At 68.0% G+C, this 25611-nt stretch carries 25 protein-coding genes; 11 read left to right on the forward strand and 14 right to left on the reverse strand.

The window, feature by feature from the left end; translation table 11 throughout:
• The first annotated feature begins 60 nt into the window (after positions 1-60).
• A complete protein-coding gene (locus ACYVAN_RS18690) occupies positions 61-1113 on the forward strand; it encodes a YhjD/YihY/BrkB family envelope integrity protein (RefSeq protein WP_460961350.1) in 1053 nt (350 codons plus the stop codon).
• Positions 1114-1127: 14 nt separating this feature from the next.
• Here the strand turns inward: ACYVAN_RS18690 and ACYVAN_RS18695 are convergent, their stop codons facing one another.
• Positions 1128-2483, reverse strand: coding sequence for a D-alanyl-D-alanine carboxypeptidase family protein (locus ACYVAN_RS18695; RefSeq protein ID WP_460961352.1), 1356 nt, complete (start codon positions 2481-2483; stop codon positions 1128-1130).
• Positions 2484-2566: 83 nt separating this feature from the next.
• On the opposite strand from ACYVAN_RS18695, the gene ACYVAN_RS18700 reads away from it, so the two are divergent.
• The gene (locus ACYVAN_RS18700; protein WP_460961354.1) at positions 2567-2794 is read left to right on the forward strand and encodes an SCO4848 family membrane protein; all 228 of its coding nucleotides are present in this window, start codon (positions 2567-2569) and stop codon (positions 2792-2794) included.
• 171 nt (positions 2795-2965) lie between these two features.
• Here ACYVAN_RS18700 and ACYVAN_RS18705 read toward each other — a convergent pair whose 3' ends face one another.
• From ACYVAN_RS18705 to sdhC, 4 genes are all read right to left on the reverse strand, one after another.
• On the reverse strand, positions 2966-3763 hold the full coding sequence (locus ACYVAN_RS18705; RefSeq protein ID WP_460961356.1) for a succinate dehydrogenase iron-sulfur subunit: 798 nt from the start codon (positions 3761-3763) through the stop codon (positions 2966-2968).
• Positions 3763-5553: a succinate dehydrogenase flavoprotein subunit gene (sdhA, locus tag ACYVAN_RS18710; RefSeq protein ID WP_460961358.1), complete on the reverse strand. Its 1791-nt coding sequence runs from the start codon at positions 5551-5553 to the stop codon at positions 3763-3765. Before sdhA ends, ACYVAN_RS18705 begins: the two co-directional genes overlap by 1 nt.
• Before the next feature lie 79 nt (positions 5554-5632).
• The gene (locus ACYVAN_RS18715) at positions 5633-6052 is read right to left on the reverse strand and encodes a succinate dehydrogenase hydrophobic membrane anchor subunit (protein ID WP_460961360.1); all 420 of its coding nucleotides are present in this window, start codon (positions 6050-6052) and stop codon (positions 5633-5635) included.
• 3 nt (positions 6053-6055) lie between these two features.
• On the reverse strand, positions 6056-6493 hold the full coding sequence (sdhC, locus tag ACYVAN_RS18720; RefSeq protein ID WP_460961362.1) for a succinate dehydrogenase, cytochrome b556 subunit: 438 nt from the start codon (positions 6491-6493) through the stop codon (positions 6056-6058).
• Between the two features lie 550 nt (positions 6494-7043).
• On the opposite strand from sdhC, the gene ACYVAN_RS18725 reads away from it, so the two are divergent.
• The 4 genes from ACYVAN_RS18725 to ACYVAN_RS18740 all read left to right on the forward strand — a co-directional run bounded on the left by ACYVAN_RS18725 (position 7044) and on the right by ACYVAN_RS18740 (position 10248).
• Positions 7044-7421, forward strand: a complete 378-nt coding sequence (locus ACYVAN_RS18725) for a cytidine deaminase (RefSeq protein WP_460961364.1) — start codon at positions 7044-7046, stop codon at positions 7419-7421.
• A gap of 78 nt (positions 7422-7499) precedes the next feature.
• Positions 7500-8780: a thymidine phosphorylase gene (locus tag ACYVAN_RS18730; RefSeq protein WP_460961366.1), complete on the forward strand. Its 1281-nt coding sequence runs from the start codon at positions 7500-7502 to the stop codon at positions 8778-8780.
• Between the two features lie 102 nt (positions 8781-8882).
• Complete coding sequence (locus tag ACYVAN_RS18735) at positions 8883-9887, forward strand: RNA polymerase sigma-70 factor (RefSeq protein WP_460961367.1); 1005 nt, start codon at positions 8883-8885, stop codon at positions 9885-9887.
• The gene (locus tag ACYVAN_RS18740; RefSeq protein WP_460961369.1) at positions 9850-10248 is read left to right on the forward strand and encodes a carboxymuconolactone decarboxylase family protein; all 399 of its coding nucleotides are present in this window, start codon (positions 9850-9852) and stop codon (positions 10246-10248) included. Before ACYVAN_RS18735 ends, ACYVAN_RS18740 begins: the two co-directional genes overlap by 38 nt.
• Positions 10249-10515: 267 nt before the next feature.
• Here ACYVAN_RS18740 and ACYVAN_RS18745 read toward each other — a convergent pair whose 3' ends face one another.
• Complete coding sequence (locus ACYVAN_RS18745; protein ID WP_460961371.1) at positions 10516-11712, reverse strand: hypothetical protein; 1197 nt, start codon at positions 11710-11712, stop codon at positions 10516-10518.
• Between the two features lie 351 nt (positions 11713-12063).
• Between ACYVAN_RS18745 and ACYVAN_RS18750 the strand changes: the two genes are divergently transcribed.
• Complete coding sequence (locus ACYVAN_RS18750; protein WP_460961373.1) at positions 12064-13152, forward strand: adenosine deaminase; 1089 nt, start codon at positions 12064-12066, stop codon at positions 13150-13152.
• Positions 13153-13306: 154 nt separating this feature from the next.
• Here ACYVAN_RS18750 and ACYVAN_RS18755 read toward each other — a convergent pair whose 3' ends face one another.
• Positions 13307-14542 carry a hypothetical protein gene (locus tag ACYVAN_RS18755; RefSeq protein WP_460961375.1) on the reverse strand — a complete coding sequence of 412 codons (1236 nt, stop codon included), beginning with the start codon at positions 14540-14542 and terminating at the stop codon, positions 13307-13309.
• Between the two features lie 429 nt (positions 14543-14971).
• On the opposite strand from ACYVAN_RS18755, the gene ACYVAN_RS18760 reads away from it, so the two are divergent.
• Positions 14972-15553: an SMI1/KNR4 family protein gene (locus ACYVAN_RS18760; protein WP_460961377.1), complete on the forward strand. Its 582-nt coding sequence runs from the start codon at positions 14972-14974 to the stop codon at positions 15551-15553.
• 176 nt (positions 15554-15729) lie between these two features.
• Here the strand turns inward: ACYVAN_RS18760 and ACYVAN_RS18765 are convergent, their stop codons facing one another.
• From ACYVAN_RS18765 to ACYVAN_RS18780, 4 genes are all read right to left on the reverse strand, one after another.
• A complete protein-coding gene (locus ACYVAN_RS18765) occupies positions 15730-16611 on the reverse strand; it encodes an aldehyde dehydrogenase family protein (RefSeq protein ID WP_460961379.1) in 882 nt (293 codons plus the stop codon).
• Positions 16601-18034: an aldehyde dehydrogenase family protein gene (locus tag ACYVAN_RS18770; protein WP_460961381.1), complete on the reverse strand. Its 1434-nt coding sequence runs from the start codon at positions 18032-18034 to the stop codon at positions 16601-16603. Before ACYVAN_RS18770 ends, ACYVAN_RS18765 begins: the two co-directional genes overlap by 11 nt.
• A 1-nt stretch (position 18035) precedes the next feature.
• A complete protein-coding gene (gene deoC, locus ACYVAN_RS18775; RefSeq protein WP_460961383.1) occupies positions 18036-19010 on the reverse strand; it encodes a deoxyribose-phosphate aldolase in 975 nt (324 codons plus the stop codon).
• A 119-nt stretch (positions 19011-19129) separates the two neighbouring features.
• Complete coding sequence (locus ACYVAN_RS18780) at positions 19130-19684, reverse strand: DinB family protein (RefSeq protein WP_460961385.1); 555 nt, start codon at positions 19682-19684, stop codon at positions 19130-19132.
• A gap of 262 nt (positions 19685-19946) precedes the next feature.
• Between ACYVAN_RS18780 and ACYVAN_RS18785 the strand changes: the two genes are divergently transcribed.
• Together ACYVAN_RS18785 and upp are read left to right on the forward strand one after the other, a co-directional pair.
• The gene (locus ACYVAN_RS18785; protein ID WP_460961387.1) at positions 19947-21083 is read left to right on the forward strand and encodes a glutathione-independent formaldehyde dehydrogenase; all 1137 of its coding nucleotides are present in this window, start codon (positions 19947-19949) and stop codon (positions 21081-21083) included.
• A 206-nt stretch (positions 21084-21289) separates the two neighbouring features.
• Positions 21290-21913: a uracil phosphoribosyltransferase gene (upp, locus tag ACYVAN_RS18790; RefSeq protein WP_460961389.1), complete on the forward strand. Its 624-nt coding sequence runs from the start codon at positions 21290-21292 to the stop codon at positions 21911-21913.
• Between the two features lie 172 nt (positions 21914-22085).
• Here upp and ACYVAN_RS18795 read toward each other — a convergent pair whose 3' ends face one another.
• Positions 22086-22730 (reverse strand): TetR/AcrR family transcriptional regulator, encoded by a 645-nt coding sequence (locus ACYVAN_RS18795; protein WP_460961391.1) that lies wholly within the window; start codon positions 22728-22730, stop codon positions 22086-22088.
• 273 nt (positions 22731-23003) lie between these two features.
• Between ACYVAN_RS18795 and ACYVAN_RS18800 the strand changes: the two genes are divergently transcribed.
• Positions 23004-24170 (forward strand): glycosyltransferase family 2 protein, encoded by a 1167-nt coding sequence (locus ACYVAN_RS18800; protein ID WP_460961393.1) that lies wholly within the window; start codon positions 23004-23006, stop codon positions 24168-24170.
• An 81-nt stretch (positions 24171-24251) separates the two neighbouring features.
• Here ACYVAN_RS18800 and ACYVAN_RS18805 read toward each other — a convergent pair whose 3' ends face one another.
• Together ACYVAN_RS18805 and ACYVAN_RS18810 are read right to left on the reverse strand one after the other, a co-directional pair.
• Positions 24252-24581, reverse strand: a complete 330-nt coding sequence (locus ACYVAN_RS18805; protein WP_460961395.1) for a hypothetical protein — start codon at positions 24579-24581, stop codon at positions 24252-24254.
• 511 nt (positions 24582-25092) lie between these two features.
• Positions 25093-25551 (reverse strand): flavodoxin family protein, encoded by a 459-nt coding sequence (locus ACYVAN_RS18810; RefSeq protein WP_460961397.1) that lies wholly within the window; start codon positions 25549-25551, stop codon positions 25093-25095.
• Positions 25552-25611 lie beyond the last annotated feature (60 nt).

Genomic DNA, 25611 nt, shown 5'->3' on the forward strand with positions numbered 1-25611 from the left:
CCGACCGGTGGAAGGTAGCCTGCCCCACGACGTCTGATCAGGCGGTGGGTGGAGGTGAGCGTGGTCGATCGCAGCCAGGCGGCGCGCGATGTGGACGTTCGGACTGCCAAACCGAGCCAGCTCGACCGGTTGCGGCGGGATCACCACTGGCTCGACCGGCTCATCCGTGCGGCCGGTCGCTACCAGAGCCAGTACGGCGACTACTACGCCGCCGCCATCACCTACTTCAGCGTGCTGGCGCTCGTCCCGCTCCTGATGATCGCGTTCTCGGTGGCCGGGTTCGTGCTCGCCGGAAATCCCGACCTGCTGGACCAGCTGCGCGCGTCCATCACCAGCGCGGTCCCCAACCGCGAGATGAGCGCACTGCTGCAGACCGTCGTGGACCAGGCGATCAGCCAGGCCGGCGCGGTCGGGATCATCGGTCTGCTCGTCGCGCTGTACTCCGGCCTGGGGTGGATGACCAACCTGCGCGAAGCGCTGACCGCCCAGTGGAGCCAAGCGCCCACGAGTCCACCCATGCTCAAGCGGATGGCCTCCGATTTCCTGTCGCTGCTCGGCCTGGGTGCCGCGCTGGCGATCTCGTTCGGCCTCAGTGCGCTCGGTGGGGGCGTCGGCAGGCTGCTGCTCGGTCTCGCCGGGGTGGAGCGGACCGTGTTCGCCGCGGTCCTGCTGCGCGTGCTGGCGATTGTGCTCTCGCTGGCGGCGAGCTGGCTCGTGTTCCTGTGGGTGCTCGCCCGGTTGCCCCGCACTCCCGTGACGGTGCGCAGCGCGGTGTGGGGCGCGCTGTTCGCGGCGGTCGGGTTCGAAGTGCTCAAGCAGGCCGGGTTCGTCTACCTGAACAGCGTCACGGGCTCTCCGGCAGCTGCCGCGTTCGGCCCGATCCTGGGGCTGCTCGTGTTCGCCTACCTGGCGTCGAGGTTCCTGCTGTTCGTGACCGCCTGGACCGCGTCGGCACGGGAGAACGAGCGGCTGCTGCCTCCGCAACCGCCGCCGCCCGCCGTGATCCGGCCGGTGGTGCGGGAGCGCTCGGGCAGTGGCGTGGGGGCCGGACTGCTCGGTGCGGGTGCCTTCCTCGCGGGCTGGGGGTACTGGCGCCGCAGCAGGCGGCGCTGACGCGCGGCGAGCGGTCAGGCGTGCTCGTCGGAACGGTCCTCGCGGCTGCGTCGCGCAGCGGCCGCCAGCCGCATCCGGCGCTGCCGTACCGTCAGCGCACCCAAGATCATGATCGTGGCGATGGTGAGCACGACCAACGGCCCGCCCACGGTGCCGAACATCGATGACTGGCCGCTCGCCTGCGCGGGTTGCACGCCATCAGTGGCTCCTGCCCGCGGTTGCTGTTCACTCGGCGAGGGCGACTCGGCCACCAGTGACCCGACCGGCTCGCTCAGCGCGCCGCCGAAGCCGTAGTCCAGCAGTCCCATGGCCTGCTTCGAAAGCCGGACCGGCTGGTTCTCCCCGCGCAGCAGCACGGCGACCAGACGACGGCCGTCGCGTTCGGCCGCGGCAACGTAGGTGTGGCGGGCGTCGTCGGTGAAGCCGGTCTTGCCACCGAGGGCGCCCGGGTAGTTCAGCAGCACGCGGTTGTCGTTCCAGACCTGGAGCGGCGGCTGCCCTGGTGGGCCGGGAAGCACGGTGTTCTCGGTGCTGATCGCCTTGGTGAATTCGGGGGTGCGCATGGCGGCCCGGAAGATCACCGCCAGGTCGTAGGCGGAGGTGCTCATCCCCGGACCGTCCAAACCGGACGGTGTCGCGGCGCGGGTGTCGAGCGCGCCCAGTTCGACGGCGAGCTCGTTCATCTCGGCGACCATGGCCTCGGCTCCGCCCAGCTTCATCGCGAGCGCGTGCGCGGCGTCGTTGCCGGACTGCAGCAGGAGACCGGTCAGTACCTGCTCGACGGTGTAGGTCACGCCGGGTTCCAGACCGACCCGGCTGCCTTCCTGGTTCGCATCGGCCTGAGTGGCCACGAGGGTCTCGGACATGTCGAGTTCCCGGATGGTCACCAGTGAGGTGAGCAGCTTGATCGTCGAAGCGGGGCGGAATCGTCCGTGCGGCTGCTTCGCCGCGAGGACCTGCCCGTTTTCGAGGTCGGCGATCAGCCAGGAGCGGGCGGTGACCTCGGCGGGTGGTGCGGCCGCCGAGGGTGCGGTGAGCAGGTCGCAGCCCGCGAGCATCGCTCCGCCGACGGGCTCGTCCGGCACGGGAAGTGGCTTCGGGCTCGGCACGCCGGGAGCCGGGACCTCGGAAGTGTCGACGGGCGGGGGCGGCAGCACGGCGTTCGGGCAACGAGCCGGTGGCGGTGGTTGCCGGGGCGCCTGCGCGGCTGCCGGAACCGAGCTGGACAGCGGGCCCAACGTGATCGCGGCGATCAGGGCGGAGGCGATGATCGGAGACCGGGCGCGCCGACGCGCCGCTGCGGGGGTCGATCTGTTCGGAGTTGGATGGTGTTGTTCGGATTCGACCACGCGAGCAGCTCCCACAGGCACACGAGTAGGTTAGCGAACATCGCGGTGCCGCGGGCGGAAAGTGCCGGAGGCGGCGGCTTCTCGGCATCATCGATACTGGAGCTGTGACACTCTCTCGCCCTGTTTCCCTGTTCCTGCTCGCGTTCGGCGTCTGGTCCTGGTTCCTCTGGCCGACCTTCGCCCGAAACATCTGGATGAGCGAACGATCGTGGGAAGCGGGTTCCCCGACTTCTTACTTGATCGTGCACCTCGTGATCGCTGTCGTGTCCCTGGTCCTCGGGACGATCATCGGCTACCTCGGGTGGCGTGGATACCGAGCAGCACGATCCTGAACGGCGGAAGCGCGCCGTGAAAACGAGATCGGCGCCCACCCGGACGGTGGACGCCGATCTCGTGCGGACGGGCTCGGCCGAGCCTGCGAACCGCAGTGTTGGAGCCGGGCGAACACTGCGGATCAGTGCCGGATCCGGACAGCGCCCGGTCCGAATCCCGTCGCGGCGGCCTCAGCGGCGGCGGAACATCAGGGCCCGCTTGACCTCCTGGATCGCCTTGGTGACCTGAATGCCACGCGGGCACGCATCCGTGCAGTTGAAGGTCGTGCGGCAACGCCACACACCGTCGATGTCGTTGAGGATGTCCAGCCGCTCCTCGGCAGCCTCGTCCCGGCTGTCGAAGATGAACCGGTGGGCGTTGACGATCGCGGCAGGACCGAAGTACGACCCCTCCGACCAGTACACCGGGCACGACGTGGTGCATGCCGCGCACAGGATGCACTTGGTGGTGTCGTCGAACCGCTCCCGCTCGGCGACCGACTGGATCCGCTCGCGCGTCGGCTCGTTGCCCGAGGTGACCAGGTAGGGCTGAACCGCCCGGTACGCCTCGAAGAACGGCTCCATGTCGACCAGGAGGTCCTTGTGGACCGGCAGCCCCTTGATCGGCTCGATGGTCAGCGTGGTCTCGCCGCCCTTGGTGAGCATGTCCTTCATCAGGACCTTGCACGCCAACCGGTTGACCCCGTTGATCCGCATCGCGTCGGAGCCGCAGACCCCGTGCGCGCAGGACCGGCGGAACGTCAGGCTTCCGTCGACGTACCACTTGATGTAGTGCAGCAGGTTGAGCACCCGGTCGGACGGCAGCACCGGGATCCGGTAGCTCTCCCAGTGCAGGTCCTCGTCGATCTCCGGGTTGAACCGCTGGATCTTGACGGTGACCATCGTGGCGTCGTCGGGAATCGGCGGCGCGTCGGAGGGGAGGTCCTTGGCGCTGTCGTCCTGGTTGGGCTTCGTGGTGGCTGCGGTCATCAGTACTTACGCTCCATCGGCTGGTACCGGGTCATGACGACGGGCTTGTAGTCCAGACGGATGTCGGAGGTGAATCCCGTCAACCCGAGTGGCGCGTTCGGGTCCTCGGTCTCGGGCAACTGCTTGTACGACATGCTGTGCCGCATGAAGTTGACGTCGTCCCGAGCGGTGTAGTCCTCGCGGGCGTGCCCGCCTCGGGACTCCTTGCGCGCCAGCGCGGCGTTGACCAGCGTCTCGGCCAGGTCGAGGAGGAAACCGAGTTCGATCGCCTCGAGCAGGTCCGAGTTGAACCGCTTGCCCTTGTCGTGCACCGCGATCCGGCCGTAGCGCTCCTTGAGGGCCTGCACGTCCGACAGCGCCGTCTTGAGCGTCTCCTCGGTGCGGTACACCGAGGCGTTGTTGTCCATGGTCTGCTGCAGCTCTGTGCGGATCTTGGCGACCCGCTCACCACCGGACGCGGTGCGGAGGTGATCGACCATGCCCTCGACGAGCTTGGCGGGCTCCTCCGGGAGCTCGATGTGGTCGTGGGACAGCGCGTACTCGGCGGCCGCGACGCCCGCCCGACGACCGAAGACGTTGATGTCCAGCAGCGAGTTGGTGCCCAGCCGGTTGGAACCGTGCACCGAGACGCACGCGCACTCGCCCGCCGCGTAGAGGCCGGGAACGGTGTTCTCGTTGTCGTTGAGCACCTCACCGGTGATGTTGGTGGGGATGCCGCCCATCGCGTAGTGCGCGGTCGGGTACACCGGCACGAGTTCGGTGGTCGGCTCGACACCGAGGTAGGTGCGGGAGAACTCCATGATGTCCGGGAGCTTCGCTTCGAGCAGCTCCTCGCCGAGGTGGGTCACGTCGAGGTAGACGTAATCCTTCTCCGGGCCCGCGCCGCGACCTTCCAGCACCTCGAGGGCCATCGACCGGGCGACGATGTCGCGGGGCGCGAGGTCCTTGATCGTCGGGGCGTAGCGCTCCATGAACCGCTCGCCGTCGGCATTGCGGAGGATGCCGCCCTCACCTCGGACGCCCTCGGTGATGAGGATGCCGAGTCCGGCCAGGCCGGTCGGGTGGAACTGGTAGAACTCCATGTCCTCCAGTGGCAGGCCCTTGCGGTAGACGATGCCCATGCCGTCACCGGTGAGGGTGTGGGCATTCGAGGTCGTCTTGAAGACCTTGCCGAAGCCGCCGGTGGCGAACACGACGGATTTGGCCTGGAAGACGTGGATCTCGCCGGTGGCCAATTCGTAGGCGATCGCGCCGGTGCAGACCTCTTCGCCGTTCTCGTTCTCGCTCATCGTGACGTCGAGCACGTAGAACTCGTTGAAGAACTCCACGCCGTGCTTGATGGAGTTCTGGTAGAGCGTCTGCAGGATCATGTGGCCGGTGCGGTCGGCGGCGTAGCAGGCGCGGCGGACCGGGGCCTTGCCGTGGTCGCGGGTGTGACCGCCGAATCGGCGCTGGTCGATCTTGCCTTCCGGCGTCCGGTTGAACGGGAGGCCCATCCGCTCGAGGTCGAGGACCGCGTCGATGGCTTCCTTCGCCATCACCTCGGCGGCATCCTGGTCGACCAGGTAGTCACCGCCCTTGATGGTGTCGAAGGTGTGCCACTCCCAGTTGTCCTCCTCGACGTTGGCCAGGGCGGCGCACATGCCGCCCTGTGCCGCGCCGGTGTGGGACCGGGTGGGGTAGAGCTTGGTCAGCACCGCGGTACGGGCGCGCTGGCCCGATTCGATGGCGGCGCGCATCCCGGCGCCGCCGGCGCCGACGATGACCACGTCGTACTTGTGGAATTGCATGGTCGCCTCCTTGGGCTGGTGGCGAGATCTCCGGCCCGTCGCTGCGCGAGTCGGGCGGATCTCGAGCCTGCGGTCGCGGTCAGCCGATGTTCGGGTCGAAGGTGAACAGCACGAAGGTGCCCAGACCCACCGTCAGCAGAACCGAGACGTACAGCAGAACCTTCAGCCAGAAGCGGGTGCCGTCTTTGCGAGAGTAGTCGTTGATGACGGTACGCAGGCCGTTCCCGCCGTGCAGTCCGGCCAGCCAGAGCATGCTCAGGTCCCAGAACTGCCAGAACGGCGAGGCCCAGCGGCCCGCGACGAAGGCGAAGTTGATTCGGTGCACGCCGCCGTCGAGGAACAGCATGATCAACATGTGTCCCAGGACGAGGAACAGCAAGGCGACGCCCGACAACCGCATGAACAGCCAGCTGTAGAGCTCGAAGTTGCTGCGACGGGCGGCGGGACGGGACGGCGTGCGCGGCTTGTCCAGTGCCAGTGATGCTTCAGTGGTGCTCATGGGTCAGTGCCCCCCGAACAGTTCCGTGATGGCCCGGGTGATCATGCTGACAGCGGCCGGGATGATCAGCACCAGCCACAGCCCGATCACGGTCCACAGCATGGGCCGCTGGTACTTCGTGCCCTGGGACCAGAAGTCGACCAGCATCACCCGGATGCCGTTGAACGCGTGGAACAAGACCGCTGCGAGCAAGCCGAGCTCGAACAGGATCATGAGGGGGTGCTTGTAGGTGTTGATGACGGTGTCGTACGCCTCCGGTGAAACCCGGACGAGTGCTGTGTCCAGCACGTGCACGAACAGGAAGAAGAAAGTGAGCACGCCCGTGATGCGGTGCGCGACCCACGACCACATGCCCAGGTCACCGCGGTAGAAGGAACCCTTTGCGCGAGGAAGACTCTCGCGTTGGGGGGCCTCCGCCGCGGAGGCGGTGGTGCTGGCCATGGTGGAAGGCCTCCAACGTCGCTGGTGGACTGATGACGGCCCCGTTTGGCGAACAGGGGCGACCGGCCCCGAGTGTTGGTCCCCGGAAGGGGTGTACGCCCGTCACCGGCCACGTGAACTGGGGCCTTGACGCATCGGATGCTAGACCCGCCGACCGGCTCCGGCCTACTCGCCTGTGCTCCTGTGTGATCGACCAGACAGAATGGGCATCCAGGTGGATCGATGTAGAAATCGCTCCGTGATGGTCTGCCGCCAGGGGAAATGACGTGCGTCACTCGTCGCGGCGACTGTGGACGCTGTGCTTCGGGTGCCGTCGGGCCGACCGGCCTGTCGCTACGCCGCGTGACGCTCCGGGTGTCCCCCCCCCGATGTATCGGCCCTGTCGGTGGGTCAGGCCCTGTCGGTGGATCAGGCCCTGTCGGTGGAGTGGCCGACCGCCCCCGACGCCGGAGTGCGGCCGGGGCGGTCGAGTTTCCGGATCCGCACCCGTCGAACCGCCGGGTGCGGAACCATGGTGTTCCGGTGGACTCCACCCTCGGAGGGAGCAGTCGTGGCCACTGTGGATTGGCAAGAGTTGCGGGCAGCCGCCGAAGCGGCCGCCGCGAACGCCTACTGCCCGTACTCGGGGCTGCGCGTGGGAGCGGCCGCGGTGTGCGACGACGGCCGGGTCGTCGTCGGCTGCAACGTGGAGAACGGTTCCTACGGGCTGACCCTGTGCGCGGAATGCACGATGGCGGGTCAGCTGCGGCTCACCGGCGGCGGCCGGTTCGTCGCCGTGGCATGTCGCAGCGGCGCGGGAGAACTCTTGATGCCGTGCGGCCGGTGTCGCCAGGTGCTCCACGAGCTCGGCGGCCCGGAATGCCTGGTGGACACCCCGCGTGGGGTGCTGCCGATGCGCGAGGTGCTGCCGGATGCTTTCGAGCTCTGAAACGTCCACTGCCGGTGGCGTTCAGCACCGGTCCGCTCGGAGCGTGCCGAGTTTCGTTCGAACCAGGAGGACGAGCCCATGACCCTTTCCGCGATCGACGTGATCCGCGCGAAGCGGGACGGTGGACGACTCACCGACGAGCAGATCGACTGGACGATCAACGCCTACACCCGAGGTGAGATCGCCGAGGAGCAGATGTCGGCCCTCGCGATGGCGGTCCTGCTGCGCGGTATGGACAGCGACGAGACAGCGCGCTGGACGGCGGCGATGGTGCGCTCCGGCGAGGTGCTCGACCTCGGTGACGTGGCGCGGCCGACCGTGGACAAGCATTCCACCGGAGGGGTAGGGGACAAGATCACGCTTCCGTTGACGCCGTTGGTGGCCGCCTGCGGTGCCGCTGTTCCGCAACTGTCCGGGCGTGGCCTGGGACACACCGGTGGAACTCTGGACAAGCTGGAGTCCATTCCGGGTTGGCGGGCGGAGCTGTCGGACGAACATATCCGCGGCCAGCTCGCCGAGGTCGGTGCCGTCGTGTGCGCGGCGACGCGTGGGCTCGCGCCTGCCGACCGCAAGCTCTACGCGCTGCGGGATGTGACGGGAACCGTGGAGTCGATTCCGCTGATCGCGGCCTCGATCATGAGCAAGAAGATCGCCGAGGGCGTCCGGTCGTTGGTCCTCGACGTGAAGTGCGGTTCCGGCGCGTTCATGAAGACCCGAGAGGAGGCGACCGAGCTCGCCACCGCGTTGGTGTCGATCGGCGGCGCGAACGGGCTGAACACCAGCGCGCTGATCACCGACATGTCGGCTCCGCTCGGACATGCGGTGGGCAACGCCCTCGAGGTCGCGGAGTCCGTCGAAGTGCTGCGGGGTGGGGGGCCGGGAGACGTCGTCGAGCTGACCCTGTCGCTCGCCCGGGAAATGCTCGCCCGATCCGGTCTGTCCGAAGTGGACCCGGCTGAGGTGCTCGCCTCCGGACGTGCCCACGACACCTGGCGCGCGATGATCCGCGCGCAGGGGGGCGATCCGGACGCACCACTGCCGCGAGCCGAACACGTCGAGATCGTCCGTGCCTCGAGCAGCGGAACGGTGACGGGCTTGGATGCCTACGCCGTCGGCATCGCCGCCTGGCGGCTCGGTGCCGGCCGCAGCCGCAAGGAGGACCCCGTCCAGCACGGGGCGGGAGTGCGCTGCCTGGTCAAGCCGGGCGATCACGTCACCGCGGGACAGCCCGTGCTGGAACTGCACACCGACACCTCCGGGGCCGTGCCCGCGGCCGAGGAAGGGTTGGCGGAGGCGATCGCGATCGGCGCGGACGAGGGCCCGGCGGGGCCGCTCGTCCTCGATGCGATCCGGTCCTGAGCGCCCCGCGTGCCGACCTCGCGGTGGCCGGATGTCACGTTTTCCGGTCGGTGCGTGTCTTCAGGAGTGGAACGTCGCCGACGCGACCGGAGGTCGAATGCCATGGCAGGGGAGACCGAGCAGGCGGTGCAGTTCGACCGCCACCGCGGCAAGTGCTTCGCGGCGGCCTACCGGATGCTGGGCAGCGTCGCCGATGCCGAGGACACCGTCCAGGACACCTGGTTGCGCTGGTCGGCCGAGGATCGTTCGGACATCACCGACCCCGGGGCCTACCTCGCTCGCACGGCCACCCGGCTCGCGCTCAACCGGCTGCGTGCGGCGCGGGCCCGCCGCGAGTCCTACGTGGGACCGTGGCTGCCCGAACCGCTCGTCGGCGAGCTGACCGGGACGGTCGAGCCGGATGCGGCGGAGCCCACGGTGCTCGCCGAATCGGCGTCGATGGCGATGCTCGTGGTCCTGGAGACGCTGTCGCCACTGGAACGCGCGGTTTTCGTGCTTCGAGAGGTGTTCGACTATCCGTACGACCAGATCGCGGACGAGTTGCAGCGCTCCACGGCGAGCGTGCGTCAGCTCGCCCACCGCGCCCGCGAGCACGTGCGGGCGCGCAGGCCGCGGTTCGACACCGATCGGAGCGCCCAGTGGCGCGTGACCGAACACTTCCTGCACGCCTGCCGGAGCGGCGACATCGGCGCGTTGCTGGAGTCGCTGGCCCCCGACGTCACGCTTCGCAGCGATGGCGGCGGCAAGGTCCGTGCCGCCCTGAACCCGATCAACGGGGCGGAGAAGGTCGCGCGGTTCCTCGCCGGAATCGGTCGGCGCGGTTTCTTCTCCCGCCGCGAGCACCGGTTCGTGTGGCTCAACGGCCACCCCGGGATCCTGCTGGGGCGTGGTGGCGTTCCCGAATCCGCGATCACGGTCGACGTCGTCGACGGCCGTGTCCGGCGGATATTCACCGTGGTCAATCCCGAGAAGCTGGCCGCGGTGCGAATCGATCCGACGATTACAGGAGCGCGATCCCGTGGAACAACGTTTTCCTCTCACCGAACGGAACCCGGAGATCTACCGCGCGATGCGCGAACTGGACGCGAAGGTGCGCGAACAGGTTGATCCGACCCTCAACGAGCTGATCAAGATCCGGGTTTCGCAGCTGAACGGCTGCGCCTACTGCCTGGACATGCATTCCAAGGACGCCCGCGCGGCGGGCGAGAGCGAGCAGCGCCTCCACACGCTCCACGCTTGGCGGGAGACGCCGTTCTTCACCGACCGCGAGCGTGCCGTGCTGGCGCTGGCCGAAGCCGTGACGGCCGTGCACGTGCCGGACGAGGTCTACGCGGCGGCGGCCGAACACTTCGGGGGCCAAGAGCTGGCCGCACTGGTGTGGGCGATCACGATGATCAACGGCTGGAACCGGATGGCGGTCACCAGCCGCGCCGTACCGGGCACCTACCGGCCGGACCTGGCCGGCTGAGAGCCGGGGCGCGAACGGGGCCGGACCCGGGGGCGGTGTTGCCGGTGCCGGGCGTGGGCGCGGGCCCGGACCGGCCCCGGTCGTGCAGCCGGGGCCGGAGATGCAGCAAGGGAACCTTTCTTCCACATGTGACAGAAAGGTTCCCTTGCTGCAGGGGCACCGCGACAACGAAGCGGCACACCCCGTGGTGGCCCGCGCACCCGCGAACCGCTTCGGCGGCGGCAGCCCCCGCACGCGGGTTGCTGCCGCCGCTCCCGAAGCAGTCGGTCAGGCGCTTTCGACCGTGAAGTCCTCCGGCTCCTCGCCGCTGCCCACGGCCTTGTCCCCATCGCGCTTGGCGCTCTTGGAACGGCCGCGCCGCTGTTGGCGCGGCAACGTCGTCGGGGGCGGCGGGCTGGACGGCGAACCGCTGCCGAGAATCAGCTCGGCGAAGGTTGCCATCGCCTCGTCCAGCTGACCCGCGTGCCGCCGCTCGGTCTCCTCGTTGGCCTCTCGCACCAACGAATTGACGGCTTCGGCGTCGGGACGCTCGGACAGCGACCCGCTGATCTGCGACAGGTTCTTGGCCAGCGTGCCGCCCAGCTCGCCGAGGCCGGACTTGACGCCTTCCTCGACGTTGTCCAGTCGGCTGCTGACACCCTGCTCGACCGTTTCGATGCGGGTGTTGACGTTCTCCTCGACGTTGTCCAGCCGGCCCGAAACCGAATCCAGCCGGTCTGTGAGCTGTTCGAGTCGCGCGGCCAGCTTGTTGAGCTGCTCGGTCGGATCGACCGCCGGACGCTCGGCGAGTTCGTCGAGCTTGCCCTTCAGCTCGTCGCCGCTCCCGGTGACCGCGCCGCTGATGGACTCCTGGACGCTGGTCGTGGACTCGTTGACCGAACGCTGCAGTGCTTCGCGGGTGCCGTCGAGGTGCTCGTGAACGCCCTCGTCTATCTCGGCGAAGCGACCGCGCAGGCTGGTCTCCAACGCGTCGACGCGCTCCCGCACGGGCCCGTGCACGGTCTCCGGCAGCGTCTCCAGGCGGCCGTCCTGCTTGTCCAGGTGGATGCCCAGTTCGTCGAGCCGCTTGTGGATGTGGCCGAGCTTGTCCTCCAAGCCGTCCATCCGGCCGGCGACGCCGTCGAAGCGCCCCGCTACCCCGTCGAGCCGACCGTCGAGCTGTGCGAACGGCTTCGCGAGCTTGTCGAACAGACCGTCGACGGCGCCGCGGAGCTCGGTGATCGCGTTGTCCTGGGATTCCAGCTTGGACAGCGTTTCCTCGAGTCGTTCCGCGAGCACGCTGACCTCGGTGCGGTCAGGCAGCTCGGAGAGCCGCTTGCGCACGGAGCCGAGCGACTCCAGCGGCGACATCCGGGCGTGGATCTCATCGAGTGCGTCAAAAATCTGCTGTTGTTCGCTTTCGCGGATTTCAGCCGCACGCGTGAGCATGTTGCGCATGCGGTCAAACGACATGTTCTCGGTCACGGCTAGGGGCGTCCTTCGTCGAGGGGAGGTGAGGACTAACGGAGCCTAGCTAGTCGTTTCTCACGTGCCCAGCCGCCCCCCGACACGAAGAGTTATTACGATGACCCCACTTCCGCCGTTCGGCGGTTCACCGACCGGCTGAATGGACCAGTACTGCGGGTGTCCCACGGTTCAGGAGCACCAACTGCCTCCATCCAGGTGAGTTTTCGTTTTCGGGCGGAGTGACCGAAGCCGAGGAGAATGATCCGGCGGCCGGTTGGTCGATAGTCGTTCACCGGGATTTTGATTCGCCGATGTTGCGACCGGTCGTGTCGGAGTCGGGTTCGTGGCATTCAGTAGTAACGTGGTGACATGTCGACGCCGGTGACCCTGGACACGATTCGCCTCGCCCCCAAGGTGCTCTTGCACGACCACCTCGACGGAGGGCTGCGTCCGCAAACGGTGATTGATCTCGCCGCAGCGGCCGGCTATTCCCAACTGCCCGCTACGGATGCCCATGAGCTGGGTGCGTGGTTCGAAGCCGCGGCGGACTCCGGTTCGCTGGAGCGCTACCTCGAAACGTTCTCCCACACGGTTTCCGTGATGCAGACGAGTGCTGCGCTGCGGCGGGTGGCCGCGGAGTGCGCCGAGGACCTCGCCGCCGACGGTGTGGTCTACGCCGAGGTCCGGTATGCGCCCGAACTCTTCCAGGAACGAGGCCTGACCCTGGACGAGATCGTGCAGTCGGTACAGGAGGGATTCCGCGAGGGCGAACAACGCGCGGCCGCGGATGGAAACCGTATCCGAATCGGAACACTGCTGTGCGCGATGCGGCAGAACGCGAGGTCGGCCGAAATCGCCGAACTCGCCGTGCGGTACCGAGACCTCGAAGTGGTCGGTTTCGACATCGCCGGGCCGGAAGCCGGATTTCCGCCCACTCGCAACCTCGACGCGTTCGAATACCTGCGCCAGCAGAACGCGCACTTCACCATTCATGCCGGTGAGGCGTTCGGACTGCCGTCGATATGGGAGGCCATTCAGCACTGCGGTGCCGAACGGCTCGGGCACGGTGTGCGGATCGTCGACGACATCAAGGTCGGCGACGACGGATCGGTGCAGCTCGGCAGGCTGGCCTCGTACGTGCGGGACCGCCGGATCCCGCTGGAGATGTGCCCCTCGTCGAACCTGCAGACCGGTGCGGCCACGTCCCTGGGAGAGCACCCCATCGGCCTGCTGGCCAGGCTGCGCTTCCGGGTCACGGTCAACACCGACAACCGCTTGATGAGCCACTGTTCGATGTCCAGCGAGTTCGCCGCTCTGCACGAGACGCTCGGGTGCACCTGGGCGGACGTCGAGTGGTTCACGGTCAATGCGATGAAGTCGTCGTTCCTGAGCTTCGACGAGCGGCTGGAGATCATCAACGACGTGATCAAGCCGGGCTTCGCCGCATTGCGGGACTGATCGGGGACGCGGTTCTCCGGCGGCTCGTCCGGGGCGCGCATCCCCGGGCGAGCCGCCGGCCACGAGCGGATCCCGAAGCGGGTCCGGCCCGGCGAGGGCTGGTTCACGGGCTCGCCGGGCCGGACCGCACCGTCGGTGGTGCCGGTGCGGGTGCTCAGTGCGTGCGCAGCCGGTCCTCGAAGTTCTCGACGAGTTCCCGCCAGGCGGCGACCTCGGTGTCGAACGGGGCACTCGGGGGCAGACGCTTGGGGTCCGGCCGGAGAACGAACGAGACCAGCCAACCGAGGCGTTCGGATGGCTGCAGCGCCTCGTCCACGGTGTCGTCGTCCGCCCAGTGGGCTGCGTCGACGAGAAGTTCCTCGGCGAGGTCCAGCTGGTTCGGGTCCACTTCGGAAGGCCCCTCGGCGAGGTCCTCGGCCAACCCGTTGATCACGTAGGTGTTCTCCGGACTGACCTCGATCTCCAGCTCGCCCGCGACCGCTTTCTCCACGACCTTCGGCCAGGTGGCGACCTTGGTGAGGTCGTTGTCCGCCACGGCGTCGTCGTCGGCGAGGAAACGTGCGAGTGCGCGCGTCGACCCGAAGACGTCGATGCGCCCTTCCGAGCCGAGGAACACCGGATCGTCGGCGAGGTAGCAGCGCAGCGAGTAGTACTCGCCCTGCGAGGTGATGATCAGGATCGGATCGATACCGATCTCGCCCCAGAAGCCCGGTTCCTCCTCGAGTGCCCCGACCTCATCGACCTCCACGTCGGAATCTTCGGACGTGGCGGGTACGCCTTCGTCGGATTCGGTGGTTTCGGCGATCTCCGTTTCGGCGGTTTCCAGTGCCGCGGCCGGCACCTCCGGGGTCTTGGTGACCGATTCGATCGCGTCCAGGACTTCGTCCCAGCGCTTGGCCACCACCTCGCACAGCTCCTTCCAGCGGCGCTGTCCGTCTTTGCCGGAGAAGTTGAGCGTGCCGTCGTCGAGCAGGGCGAAACCGTCGGCCGAGTCCAGTACCTCGTGCACCTTGTCGAGTTCGCAGACGTCCGCGAGCGACCGCGCGACCTCGACGATCGCAGCCAGCTCGTTGATCGTCCAGGTGTCCGGCGGTTCGGCTACCAGTTCGGGGACGCCGACCAAATCGAACTGGTGATCGTCGTCCGGATACAGCTCGACCGCCGGGAGGCGCGGCACCATCTGCCATGCCGGATGATCGTCGAGGTCGTGTTCGGCGGCGGTCCGGACGAACGCGGCGAGCCGCGCGGCGTCGGGAAAGGTGAACAGGTCGTCCTCGAATCCGAGGAACGCTTCCCACTCCTCGCCGTCCTCGCGCCAGCGCGGTGCCCACAGGGTGACGACGTCGCCCTGCGGAAGTCCGAGCTCGATCGGGACGATGTCCTGTGCCATCTCTCTACCTCCGGTCGCCGAACCAGACGTCGTCGAAGCCTACGTGTTCGGATTCCGCAGCTGTCTCTCTGGTCGGTAGTCACCGTATCGACTCGGTCGAACGTGACTTGAAGCGGAAGACCGCGTGAACTGTTCCGCGTTCCCCGGCGAGTGCGCGGTTGGCCGAATTGACTACCCGGGGCGCCCATGCGGTGCATCGGTGTTCGGCGAATGGCCCCAGGGTGAGGTGGTTGCGGAGTCGGGAGCGTCGCCCCGCTCGGACGGTCCGGGAGCCGAGCCCGCGGCCGACCGCGGTGGGCCGACATCCGCGCCGCGTGCGTAGCCGGACTGGGCATTGTGCCTCCCTGTTCGGACCGGTCCGGCCGAATGTCGAACGTGTGATCACGGTTGGCGGTACCCGTCCGGTGGGGCCGCGACGATCATGGTCGGATGGAGGTAACGGAGCTGTGGACGAGAATTGTGCTCTGGTTGAGCGACCACGCGCCGGTCACCGCCGCGGCGTTGCGGACCCCGGGTTCCGCGCCCGATCTGGCTGAACTGGAATCGGATTTCGGTCTGTCGCTGCCCGCCGAACTCCGCGAGTTCTGGACGTGTTGCGGAGGGACCGACGAGAACGTCCTCGCCGACGTGCTGCCCCCGTTCTACACGCCCTACGGCGCGCAGGATGCTCTGGAAATCTGGCGCGATCAACGGAAAACGTGGTCGGCCCAGTGGGAGCGGCCGGCCTGCGACTACCAGGCGGGCTCCGCCGGATCGAGCTTCCACCCCGCGTGGATCCCGATCGCCGGCGATGGCTTCGCCGATGAACTGGTCGTCGATCTCCGGCCCGGTCCCCTGCAGGGCTGCGTGCTGGAGTGGGAGCAGGAGGCAACTCAAGCGGTCTGCTCCGAGTGGCGGGACGTATCGGCGATGTTGTCCGATGTCTACCGGTCGTTGACGGAAGGGGTGCCCGCCGGGCACAGCCATCCGACGGTGACCGAGGACGGTCGCCTGGACTGGCAGATCCGCTGAGGCGTTCCGGAAGAGCGCGTTCGAAGAGCGCAACGTTGTGCGTTCTGCCCAACTCGGATGTCGCTCGGGTTTCCCGGAGGAGTGGTCGGACAGTCGCCGTACCGGGGTGGAGGCCGCTGGGCGGGTTCGGGCGGAGCGCGGAGGGTGGCGGGAACCGACCCCGCCACCCTCCCGGCTCACGTGCCGATCGGGTGCCAGACGGTTTTGATCTCGGAGAACGCGCGCAGCCGCTGGATGTTCGGCGGGCGGGTCCAGTCCGGCTCGCCGCGCACGGCGAGCACACGTTTGACCGTGTCGGCAGCCGACTCGGCCAGTTCGCCGCGCAGCGAATCCGGCGCACCGGTCGGGTCCAGGGCGTTCACGTCCCCGTGTGAAGCCAACGACGGGCCGAGTTCGTCGGTGCGGCCGGTGAGCAGGTTGACCACGCCCGCGGGCACGTCCGAGGTCGCCAGGACCTCGGCGAAGGTGATCGCGGGCAACGCTCGTTCGGTGCTGCCGACGACCACGCAGGTGTTGCCTGCGGCCAGCACCGGTGCGACCACGCTGATCAGGCCGAGCAGTGCGGAGTCCTGCGGCGCGAGAACCGCGACCACGCCGGTCGGTTCGGGAACGCTGAACGAGAAGTACGGTCCCGAAACCGGGTTCGAGGAACCGAGAACCGCGGGAAGCTTATCCGTCCAGCCCGCGTACCACACCATGCGGTCGATGGATTCGTCCACAATGGAACTTGCTTGGTCGCGGGTGATCCCCTCCGCCGCGGCGACCTCGGAAACGAACTGCTCCCGGCGGCCCTCCAACACCTCCGCTACCCGGAAGAGCACCTGGCCGCGGTTGTGGGCGGTGGTCCCGGACCAACCGCCGAAAGCCTTGCGGGCGGCCGAAACCGCGTCCCGAGCGTCCTTCCGGGAAGCGTGCGCCGCGTTGGCGAGAAACTTCCCGTCCGCGTCGTGGACCGGGTACACCCGGCCCGATTCCGAACGGGGGAACGCGCCACCGATGTAGAGCTTGTAGGTCTTCGCCACGGTCACCCGATCCGGAGTTCGACTGTCAGACGTCAAGGTAGGCCTCCAACCCCGCGCGACCGCCCTCGCGGCCGAAACCTGATTCCTGATAACCGCCGAACGGCGCCGTTGGATCGAACCGGTTGAACGTGTTGGCCCACACCACGCCGGCGCGGACCTGCTGGGCCGCCCACAGGATCCGCGACCCCTTCTCGGTCCAGATCCCGGCAGAAAGGCCGTACGGCGTGTTGTTGGCCTTGCTGATCGCCTCGTCCGGCGTGCGGAAGGTCAGGACCGACAGCACTGGCCCGAAGACCTCCTCCCTGGCGATCCGCATCGACTGCGCCACGTCGGAGAACACGGTGGGGGAGAAGAAGAACCCCTTTTCCGGCAGCGGGCACGGGCTGGTCCAGCGGCTCGCCCCCTCCGCATCGCCGGTCTCGGCGAGCCGGGTGATCCGGTCGAGCTGCGCGGCCGAGTTGACCGCCCCGACATCGGTGTTCTTGTCGAGCGGATCACCCACCCGCAGTGCTTCCACCCGGCCGCGCAGCTTCGTCAGCACCTCGTCGGCGATCGACTCCTGCACCAACAGGCGCGAACCGGCACAGCACACGTGGCCCTGGTTGAAGAAGATTCCGTTGACGATGCCCTCGACGGCCTGATCGATCGGCGCGTCGTCGAAGACGATGTTGGCCGCCTTGCCGCCCAGTTCGAGCGTCAGCCGCTTGGTCGACCGTGCGAGGGTGCGTTGAATCCGCTTGCCCACCTCGGTGGAACCGGTGAAGGCGACCTTGTCCACGCCAGGGTGGGCGACGAGTTCGGCGCCGACATCGCCGGCACCGGGCACGATGTTCACCACGCCGGGCGGCAGCCCCGCCTGCGCGCAGATCTCGGCGAACACCAACGCGCTCAGCGGTGTGGTCTCGGCAGGCTTGAGCACCACGGTGTTCCCGCAGGCCAGTGCGGGTGCGATCTTCCACGCGAGCATGAGCAGCGGGAAGTTCCACGGGATGACCTGACCGGCGACGCCGAGTGGGCGCGGATCGGGCCCGTGGCCCGCGTGTTCCAGTTTGTCGGCCCAACCGGCGTGGTGGAAGAAGTGCGCCGCCGCGGTGGGGATGTCGGCATCACGGGATTCCTTGATGGGCTTCCCGTTGTCCAACGTCTCCAGCACGGCGAGTTCGCGGGCGCGCTCCTGGATCAGCCGCGCGATGCGGAACAGGTACTTGGCCCGTTCCGACCCGGGCATCGAGCCCCACGTGGTGTCGAACGCGTTCCGCGCGGCCCGCACCGCGAAGTCCACATCGGACTTGCTTGCGGTGGAGATCTCGGCGAGCTGCTCCTCGGTCGCCGGGTCGACGCTCTTGAGCGGACCCCCCGAACCTTCGACGAACTCGCCGTCGACGAACATCCGATAGCTGGGTTTGAGGTTGGCGAGGTCCCGCGACTCCGGCGCGGGGGCGTATTCCCAGAAAGTCAAGTCAGTCCACCGCCACGTAGTCGGGTCCGCTGTAGTGCCCGTCGAGCTGGGTTCGCCGCTGCATCAGCAGGTCGTTGAGCAGGCTGGACGCGCCGAACCGAAACAGCTCGGGGGTCAACCAGTCGGGGCCGGCCACCTCGTTGACGGTGACGAGGTGCCGGATGGCGTCCTTGGTGGTGCGGATGCCGCCCGCGGGCTTGACCCCGCGAGTTCGGCCGGTCCGGTCGTACCAGTCCCGCACGGCCTGCAACATCAGGTGCGTGACCGGGAGGGTGGCCGCGGGAGAGATCTTGCCGGTCGAGGTCTTGATGAAGTCCCCTCCCGCGAGCAGCGCGAGCCAGGACGCCCGGCGCACGTTGTCGTAGGTGGCGAGCTCACCGGTTTCCAGGATCACCTTCAGGTGCGTCCTCCCGCAGGCGTGCTTGACCGCGCGGATCTCGTCGAAGACCTGTCCGTACCGGCCGGACAGGAACGCGCCCCGGTCGATCACCATGTCGACCTCGCTAGCTCCCGAGGACACCGCCAGTTCCACGTCGGCCAGCTTGACCTGCCGGGACGATCGTCCGGACGGAAACGCGGTCGCGACCGAGGCCACGCCCACACCGGTACCGCGCAGCGCGTCGGCGGCGGTGGCAGCCATGTCCGGGTACACGCACACCGCGGCGACCGTTGGGGTGTCCGGCAGTTCCGGATCGGGACGGTGGGCCTTGGCGGCGAGCGCGCGGACCTTGCCTTCGGTATCCGCGCCTTCGAGCGTGGTCAGGTCGACCATCCGGATCGCGGTGTCGATCGCCCACGTCTTGGCGGACTTCTTGATGCTCCGGGTCGCGAGACCGGCCGAGCGCTGTTCGAGCCCGACCTGGTCGACGCCGGGGAGCCCGTGCAGGAATCGTCGTAGGGAGCTGTCGTCCGCGGACGCCTCGGCGAGATCGACCGGTAGTGGCGGGGGTTCGTGTATGGGTGGCGGGTTGGCCATGCTCGGAGTCTAGAGCCGATTCGGGAGATCGTCCGCCCGTCCCGCTGGGGAGTGTTTCAGGCCCTGCTCGAAGCGGGCCCGGTCGAAGAGGTCCTCAGCGACCGGACCCGCTTCCGAGATCAGCCGGTGTACTCGGCGAGGGCTTCGGCGGTCATCGTGGTGGCGCCGTCAAGGGATTCCCGGAGGATGTCGGCGTGCCCGGCGTGCTGCGCGGTCTCCCGGATGATGTGCAGCAGAATCCGACGCGGCGACCACGCCGCGCCCGGCGGGAACCAGGGGGCCTCGGGCAGCGGCAGCGGGGTGTCGAGGTCGTCGAGCTCGGTGAAGACCCGTTCTGTTTCCCTGGCGACCGAGGTGTACTCGTCGAGCATCCCGGCCAGCGTCTCGCCTGCGAGCAGGTTGAACTCATCGTGGCGATCGCTCACGAGCGGCTCCGCGGCCGGGACGTCCCGGATCGGGGAGGGGAGTCCCGCGACGAAGTGCGTCCAGGCCCGCTCGGTGTCCGCCACATGCTTGATCAGCCCACCAAGGTTGAGCGCGCTGGTGGTGGTGGGCCGGGTGGCCTCTTCCTCGGTGAGCCTGCGGACGGTGAAGCGCAGGAACTCCCGTTGCTCGGCCAGGCTCTCCAGAAGGTCGGCGCGCTCGCCGGTGGGGGGACTTTGCGGGGACGTCATCTTCGGTCGCTCCTTCGGTTGGTCCGGCCGGGGCACGCGTGCCCCGGCCGTTGGCTGCTGTCCGTGGACCCGATTGAACTCGGTCTCACCGGAGTTCGCCCGTCTTTTTCGAGTTCCGGTCCGGCGAGCGGTGGGGACCGAGCGGTACACCCCGAGCCGCCCGCGCACCTGGAGCAGAACGGGGTCCGCCGAGTGCGTGGGTCGAGCCGCGGGTGGGTAGCCAACGGATGCAGGCATGGCCATGTGATGGAGGTGATCGGTTATGAAGGCAGTCGTCTACCAGGAGCCGTTCTCGGTAACGGTCGGCGATGTTGACCGCCCGGAGATCCAGCACCCCAACGATGTGATCGTGCGGGTCACCTCGACGGCGATCTGCGGCTCGGACCTGCACATGTACGAGGGGCGCACGGGCGCCGAGCCGGGCATCGTGTTCGGACACGAGAACCTCGGGATCATCGAGGAGCTCGGGTCCGGGGTAACCAGCCTCAACCGGGGCGACCGGGTGGTGATGCCGTTCAACGTCGCGTGCGGCTTCTGCAAGAACTGCATGGCCAACAACACGGGTTTCTGCCTCACGGTCAACCCCGGATTCGCAGGCGGTGCCTACGGTTACGTGTCGATGGGGCCGTACATGGGCGGACAGGCGGAGTACCTGCGCGTTCCCTTCGCGGACTTCAACTGCCTGGTGCTGCCCGACGACTCCAGCCGGGAGTCCGATTACGTGATGTTGGCCGACATCTTCCCGACCGGCTACCACGGGTGCGAGCTCGCCCAGGTCTCGCCGGGTGAGTCCTGCACGGTTTACGGGGCGGGCCCGGTCGGTCTGATGGCGGGTTACTCGGCGATGTTGCGCGGCGCTTCACGGGTGTTCGTCGTCGATCGAATCCCCGAGCGGCTGGCGAAGGCCGAGGAGGTCGGGTGCATCCCGATCGACTTCACCAAGGGCGATCCCGCCGAGCAGATCAAGGAGCAGACCGGCGGTGAGGGCACCGACAAGGGCGTGGACGCGGTCGGATACCAAGCGCAGACCGGCGAGGACGCCACTTCGGAGGAGCCCGCCGTGGTGCTCAACTCGTTGATCCAAACCGTGCGGCCGACCGGGCGGATGGGCGTTCCGGGGCTGTACGTGCCCGCCGATCCCGGCGGCAAGGACGAGAACGCCAAGCAGGGCAAGCTGCTCGTCTCGATCGGGAAGATGTTCGAGAAGGGCCAGGTGATGGGCACCGGCCAGTGCAACGTCAAGCGGTACAACCGCCAGCTCCGCGACCTGATCGCGGCGGGCCGTGCGAAGCCGAGTTTCGTCGTCTCCCACGAGCTGTCGTTGTCCGACGCGCCCGAGGCCTACAGCAAGTTCGACCAGCGAATCGAGGGTTACACCAAGGTCGTCCTGCACCCGTGAGCGGTGTACGCGATCGTCGGTTCCGCGCGTCGCGTTGGTCGTGCGGAACCGGCTCGGTTCCGGTACGCCTGCGATCACCCCGCGTGACCGCAGGCGTCGATCTTGGGTGGCGGGCCCAGGTCACAGGTGTCGAATGAAGTGCCGAAGGGCGGATCGGAAGCACGGGCGGGCCAGCAGGGTTCGGGCGACGATTACTCTGGGCACTTATGGATGTTCGGGTCATTGACCACCCACTGACGAAGTCGAGGCTGTCCACGATGCGCGATGCGCGCACGGACAGCGCCCAGTTCCGCGCGGCCCTGCAAGAACTGACGCTCATGCTGCTCTACGAAGCGACCCGTGATGCGGAGGTCGCCGAAGACCCGATCCACACGCCGGTGGCCCGCACGACGGCGTACCGGTTGGCCAATCCGCCGCTGCTGGTTCCGGTACTGCGCGCCGGTCTGGGCATGGCCGACCAGGCCCACAAGCTCATCCCCGAAGCCCAGATGGGATTCGTCGGGTTGGCGCGGGACGAGGAGACGCTCGAGCCGACGCCGTACATGGAGTCGCTGCCCACCGACCTCTCCGGCCGTCCGGTGTTCGTGCTCGACCCGATGCTGGCCACCGGTGGATCGATGGTGCACACGATCAACCTGCTCACCGGGCGCGGTGCCACCGACGTGACCACGATCTGCACGCTCGCCGCACCGGAAGGTATTCGGCGGCTGGAGGAATCCGGGCTCCCGGTGCGGGTGGTCACGGCGAGCATCGACGAGCGGTTGAACGAGTCCGGATTCATCGTTCCCGGTCTCGGTGATGCCGGTGATCGCGAGTACGGCACGGTCTAAGGCGCGTTGAGAGCTCCGGCAACCGCTCGGCGCGGCTGTGGAACGCGACCGAGTGGTTGCCGTGCGATCGGCCGGGAGCGGGTGCTTTCCGTCGGCGGCACCGACCCCATGAGGCGGTAGGCCCCGACCTGGTCGGCAGTTGATCAGGCCGGCGCCCGATTGGGCTGGCAGATCAGGCCGGCGGCGCGGTGAGTTGGCCGGCGCGATCGTCGCCGTGCCGTCGCCAACCCGCCATACCCCGGTGCAGGGCGCGTTCGTAGCGGGCCCTGCTCTCCTCATCGGAGAGGGTTTCGGACGGCAGTGAACCGTTGAGTTCCAACGACACCAGGCCGTGCACCAGTCCCCAAGCGGCGAACACGACTTCGTTCGGCTCGGTGCCGGTGAACACGTCGGATTCGATGGCTCGGCGGACGGTTTCCTCCAGGGCGCGCAGGCTGCGGCGGGACTGGGCGCGGGCCTCGGCGTCGGGAGCGAAGTTCGGGACCGCGTTGCCGAACATGAGCGAGTAGAAGTTGTGGTTGGCCAGCGCGCTTTCGCGGTAGGCGTGGCCGAGGGCGGTCAGGTCCGCAGCCGGGTCGTTGCTCAACGCGACCCGTTCCATGCGGTCGCCCAGCCGTCGGAAACCCTCCACGTAGAGTTCGCGGATCAGCCCGGGCTTGCCGCCGAACAGGGAGTACACCGCGGTGGTGGAGGTGTTGACGTCCCCGGCGAGGCGCCGCAGGCTCAGTCCCTCCGGTCCGTCGGTGTTGAGCAGTTCACCTGCCCGTTCCAGCAGCCGTGTGCGCAGGGCCTCGTCGTGTGCTCGCGGTCGGGCCATCGAGCGAAACTACCACTGCGGAGTCGGAGGAGGCTTCCGCAGCATCGAGCGCCCCGGGAGTCGGGCGGATTGTCCGAACTGTCCTGGCTCGTCGAAGGCTGGGCGGGGTCGTCCTTGTGGTGCGGAGTGTCATGCCCCTTCGACGGGCGTTCGCCGGTGCGCAGTGAAAAGCTGGATCGTCGCGGGACGACAGCTCAGGTACCAAAGGTGTTCGTGGTCAGTTCGTCTCGATGAGCGCGGACGCGGGCGGCGTGCCGTGGCATCCTGACAGGCGTGATCGTACGAAATGTCGGCCTTACCGGGACACTGCTGGGTGCGGCGGCTGTCGGAGTGATGTATCGCAGCGCACGCACGATCGCGAAGGCGCGGACGGTGGTCCCGCTGCGGAAGGCGCCGGAGAACACGGTGTTGCCTCCGACGGTGACGGCTGTCGTGCCGGCCCGAGACGAGGCCGGGGTGATCGACGGCTGCGTCAGCGGACTCCGGTCGCAAACACATGGCGAGCATGACGAATCCAGTCTGCGGGTGGTGGTCGTCGACGACGGTTCCACCGATGGGACCGGCGACGTCGTGCGGCAACACGCGGCTCGGGACGACCGCGTGAAGACCGTCCGCGTCGACGAGCCGCCGCCCGGCTGGAGCGGCAAGGTGCACGCGATGCACGTCGGCGTCGAGGCCGCCGGACCGCCCGAGGCCGGCGAGTGGTTGCTGTTCGTCGATGCGGACACCGTGCTGGCCCCAGAGCTGGTCGAACGTCTGCTGTCGACCGCCGAGTCGGTGGATGCCGATCTGGTCTCGACGCCGGGCGGACCGGGCGGCGGGCGCTCGTTGGCGTGGCCGTTGCTGATGCCGCCGGGACTGCAAATGATCTCGGAGAACGCCTCTCCCGACGGGCGGGGGCGAAAGGCCTTCGCCATCGGCCACTGCATCATGGTTCGGCGGTCGCACTACGAGAAGGTGGGCGGCTGGGCGGCGTTGTCGTCGTTGCGCAACGAGGACATCGCGCTCGCCACGACGGTTCGCGACCACGGTGGAAACATCCGGGTCGTCGATGGCCTGGACCTGGCCACCACCAGCGGGATGGACCCGTTCAGCCAGGGGTGGGCTTCGTTCCGGAAGAGCTTCGTGGCGGGCACGAAGGGCTCGCTGCCGGTGCTGGTCGGAGGCGGTCTCGGTCAGGTCGTCCTGTCCGTGGTGGCGCCGGCGACGGTGTTCGCCGGATTGCGGCGTCGTCGTCCCGCACTCGCCGCGATCGGTGTCGCGGGTTGGGTCGCGCAGAGCACGGCGCACGCGTACACCGCACGGTTCATGCGGGCCAATCCCGAGCTGGCCCCGTTGGCTCCGGTGACCGGGGCGTTGTTCGGCGGGGTGTTGCTCGACGGTGCTTGGCGCGTGCTGCGGGGTCGGACCAGCTGGAAGGGCCGCCGCACGCGCTACTAGGGAACCGGCGGGTGCGGCGGTATTTCCGGTGGTGGTCCGTTCGAAGTTTTCGAACGGACCACCGATGATTCTCGTGTCCGGTCAGCCCGTGGCTTCGTGCTTGCGCAACGCGACCGGCGCTCCGGCCAGGTCTTCTTCGTTGCACAGCAGCTTCAGGTCGTAGTAGGGGGAACCTTTTCTGTCGTCGTAGTCCAGGTGGACGGCAATGACATCCACGGGTTCACCCAGCCATGCTTGGGCTTCACGCAGCCAGTTGGCGGACCGCTCCAAAGCGGACGGCAGATCGTCGTCACGGAACTCGACCGGCCTGTAGGGGACGCCCTGAACCTGATCCCTCGGATGTGAGGGTTCGGGGAGGTCTACCGAGACGCCGGAGTCGTTGAGTTCGAGTTGGATCGTTTCCTCACTCACCTTTAAAGCGTAACCTCTGGCCCCTGACCTGGTCGAACGTTGCCCGGTGGAAGTGTGTTCGCCACGATGCCGTTGAGCGGGTTCGCCGCTGGTCAGATTCGGTCCCGGGGCGCTCGGTGGTGGTGCCGATCGGGGGATCGGTGACCGCGCGGAAGCGGTGGGAGCGTCCGGTTCGCAGGCGTTCCGGACGGTGCGCAGCTCGTGGTCCACGAGCTCGGGCACGACCCGGCGGAAACCGGTGATCAACGGAAAATAATGCGAGGTCATGGCGCCACGGGGCGAGATGGGACGGCCTGCGCATTTCGGCCGTTTGGCATATACCATCACCTATGGGAACGCCCTGAACGCGAGCACGACAGTTGAAGGGAAGGCGGGCTGCGTTCAGGGCGTTCGACGTGTCACCGGGTGCGCGCCCCGGCGACGGGACCAGGTTACGCTGCGGGCGTTTTCAAGATCAACTTGGGGCCTTCGTGTTCCGCCTCACTTTCGCCCGTCCCGGCGTACCGCCCCGTCAGACGTCCGGCATGAGCCCGGCGGCGACCGTGGCCCCGAGCTCCCAGCACGCTTCGAGGTCCTCCTTGCCCGGCTCGCCGGTCACCGAGACGTGCTTGGTGGTCTTCTCCCACTGCAGGCCGGTCGTGATCATCTCGACCCCGCGGATCGCGCCTGCCGTGTCGTTGTTCCCGTGCACGTACAACCCGTAGGGGAGGCCACGGGTGGAATCCAGGCACGGGTAGTAGACGGAATCGAAGAACACCTTCAGCGCACCGCTCATCATTCCCAGGTTCGCCGGAGTACCGAGGATGAAACCGTCCGCGGCGAGCGCGTCCGATGCGGTGGCTTCGAGCGCGGCGCGGCGAACCACTTCGACGTCCTCGATCTCGTCGGTGGTGGCGCCCTCGACCACGGCCTCGAACATCGCTTGCAGGTTCGGTGAGGGGGTGTGGTGAACGATCAACAACCTGGACACGTTCACGAGCTTTCCCGGTCGCCTCGGGTGAATGCAACCGGTGGTCCGCGCTCGCGTTCA

Source organism: Parasphingorhabdus pacifica (assembly GCF_054779195.1).

Coding starts and splice junctions, on each gene's coding strand:
- ACYVAN_RS18705 (WP_460961356.1), bottom strand. CDS start 3,763: ATGACCGCAGCCACCACGAAGCCCAACCAGGACGACAGCGCCAAGGAC.
- sdhA (WP_460961358.1), bottom strand. CDS start 5,553: ATGCAATTCCACAAGTACGACGTGGTCATCGTCGGCGCCGGCGGCGCC.
- ACYVAN_RS18715 (WP_460961360.1), bottom strand. CDS start 6,052: ATGAGCACCACTGAAGCATCACTGGCACTGGACAAGCCGCGCACGCCG.
- sdhC (WP_460961362.1), bottom strand. CDS start 6,493: ATGGCCAGCACCACCGCCTCCGCGGCGGAGGCCCCCCAACGCGAGAGT.
- ACYVAN_RS18730 (WP_460961366.1), top strand. CDS start 7,500: ATGACCCTTTCCGCGATCGACGTGATCCGCGCGAAGCGGGACGGTGGA.
- ACYVAN_RS18735 (WP_460961367.1), top strand. CDS start 8,883: ATGGCAGGGGAGACCGAGCAGGCGGTGCAGTTCGACCGCCACCGCGGC.
- ACYVAN_RS18740 (WP_460961369.1), top strand. CDS start 9,850: ATGCGCGAACTGGACGCGAAGGTGCGCGAACAGGTTGATCCGACCCTC.
- ACYVAN_RS18750 (WP_460961373.1), top strand. CDS start 12,064: ATGTCGACGCCGGTGACCCTGGACACGATTCGCCTCGCCCCCAAGGTG.
- ACYVAN_RS18755 (WP_460961375.1), bottom strand. CDS start 14,542: ATGGCACAGGACATCGTCCCGATCGAGCTCGGACTTCCGCAGGGCGAC.
- ACYVAN_RS18760 (WP_460961377.1), top strand. CDS start 14,972: ATGGAGGTAACGGAGCTGTGGACGAGAATTGTGCTCTGGTTGAGCGAC.
- deoC (WP_460961383.1), bottom strand. CDS start 19,010: ATGGCCAACCCGCCACCCATACACGAACCCCCGCCACTACCGGTCGAT.
- ACYVAN_RS18780 (WP_460961385.1), bottom strand. CDS start 19,684: ATGACGTCCCCGCAAAGTCCCCCCACCGGCGAGCGCGCCGACCTTCTG.
- ACYVAN_RS18785 (WP_460961387.1), top strand. CDS start 19,947: ATGAAGGCAGTCGTCTACCAGGAGCCGTTCTCGGTAACGGTCGGCGAT.
- upp (WP_460961389.1), top strand. CDS start 21,290: ATGGATGTTCGGGTCATTGACCACCCACTGACGAAGTCGAGGCTGTCC.
- ACYVAN_RS18795 (WP_460961391.1), bottom strand. CDS start 22,730: ATGGCCCGACCGCGAGCACACGACGAGGCCCTGCGCACACGGCTGCTG.